The 1,957-nt window shown below is 75.2% G+C and carries 1 protein-coding gene and 1 pseudogene; both read left to right on the top strand.

Going from position 1 to position 1,957, the window contains the following annotated elements:
- The first annotated feature begins 300 nt into the window (after positions 1–300).
- Entirely contained in the window at positions 301–1,020 is a 720-nt protein-coding gene (locus ACWEVO_RS35800) for a TIGR03936 family radical SAM-associated protein (RefSeq protein ID WP_452311827.1), read from the top strand.
- Positions 1,021–1,151: 131 nt separating this feature from the next.
- Positions 1,152–1,957, top strand: a pseudogene (locus tag ACWEVO_RS35795) (ribonuclease E/G); the annotation flags it as partial.

The raw sequence follows: 1,957 nt of genomic DNA, 5'->3' as shown, positions 1-1,957 counted from the left end.
CGCCCCGCCGCCGGGCGGGCCGCCGGGCCCGCCGCCGGGCGGAAACCGGTCCTGATCGTCGTGGCCGGGGTGGTGACCTGCGGGTCACCCGGCCGGCCACCGCCGTCGCCGGGGTGGTGCGAACGGCCCCGCCGACCGGTTTAGCCCGGTTCACCCACCCGCCACGGCGGCCCCGGCTGAACCCCATCCGGGACGCTGCGCCAGGATGGGGCGGACACGCAGGTAGCACCCGAGGAGCTCACGATCGCCAGAAAGCCTCAACCCGAGGGCGGCCAGGCGCCGGTCGTCCAGCGGGTCCGGATCCGGTACGCCAAGCGTGGACCGTTGCGGTTCACCTCGCACCGGGACTTCGCCCGGGCCTTCGAGCGCGCGCTGCGCCGGGCCGGCGTACCGATCGCCTTCTCCCAGGGCTTCACCCCGCACCCCAAGATCTCGTACGCCTCCGCCGCGCCGACCGGCGTCGCCAGCGAGGCGGAATACCTGGAGATCGGGCTGCGCGAGCCGGTCGACCCGGAGCAGCTGCGCCAGGCCCTGGACGCCGCCCTCTCACCCGGGCTCGACGTGATCGAGGCGGTGGAGGCCACCGGCGGCAGCCTCGCCGACCGGATCGAGGCGTCCCGGTGGCGGATCGAACTGCCGGAGGTCGACCCAGCCCTGGCCGAGCAGGCGGTGGCCGCGTTCCGGGCCGCCGGGGAGGTCCCGGTCGAGCGGATGACCAAGCAGGGCCGCCGGACCTTCGACGCCCGGGCCGCCGTCATGAGCATCGATGTGTTGCCGGAGTTGGAGACGCCTTCCGGGGTGGTGGCCGTACCGTGTGCGATACTCGAAGTGGTCGTGCGGCAGGTCACCCCGTCCGTACGGCCCGATGACGTCCTTTCCGGCCTCCGCGTGGTGGCCGCCCTGGAGCCGCCGGTCGCCCCGAGGGTGATCCGGCTGGCGCAGGGCACGCTGACCGCGCAGGGCGAGATCGTCGATCCGTTGGATGCGGATCGCGACGGGGCAGCCATCGGAGAACGCTGACCGTCGGTCAGCGTTCTGGCAGGCAGACTTCGGCGGTCGCGCGCCTGCGCGTCCGGCGGAAACACCTTTTGCGGCGACCCTGCGTGGCAGCGCTCACCCGCGCCCGGGGCAGCCAGAACTGGAGAACGTCCATGCTCGAGAACGAGCCCGAGGGCGGCGAACGGACCGGCGCGGAACCGGCCGAGGCAACCGCCACCAGCAGCACCGAGAGCACTCCCGAGGCCACGAAGCCGGCCCGCAAGCGGACCAGCCGGCGCAAGACGGCCCCGCTCAACCAGCCGGAGCAGACTGAGGCGCCGGTCGACGCCGCCGCCGGTGCCGGCGCCCCCAGCGCCGAGTCGCCCCAGGCCGAGGTGTTCGCTCCGGTCGCGGGTGAGTTGGAGGTCGCCCCGAAGACCACCCGGCGACGCCGCAAGGCGACCCCCGCGAAGGCGGAGGCGGAGCCCCTGGCCGCCACCGACGCGGAGGCGGCCGGTGCGGAGGTCGTCCCGCCGGTCAAGGTGACCCGGACCCGTCGCCGGAAGGCCACCTCGCCGCCGGCCGAGATCCCGCTGGAGGAGTCCGCGACCGAGGCGCCGGCCGAGGCCGCCGTCGAGCCGCACGCGGTGGCCGAGCCGCAGGCGGACGTCGAGGGCGCCGAGCCGTCGGCCGAGGTGTCCGCGCAGCCCGCCGGCGAGGACGCCGAGGGGGAGGACGCCGAGGGGGAGCCGACGCCCGAGGAGTCGGGCGCCCGGGCGGACGAGCAGTTGCCGCTCGACGAGGCCACCCTGGCCCGCGCCGGGGGGCTGGCGGACCGGACCGGCGAGGTCTCGCCGGGGGCCGCCGTGCCGGCGGACACCGAGGAGCCAGCCAGCCTTCCCGATCTCGGTCGAAGCCACCATCGCTGCTTGACAGCTACGCCCATCGGATGTCTTGTGTTGGCTGCGATGCCGCATCC

It is taken from the genome of Micromonospora sp. NPDC003776 (genome assembly GCF_053605645.1).
This window is presented reverse-complemented; position numbering and strand designations above follow the sequence as displayed.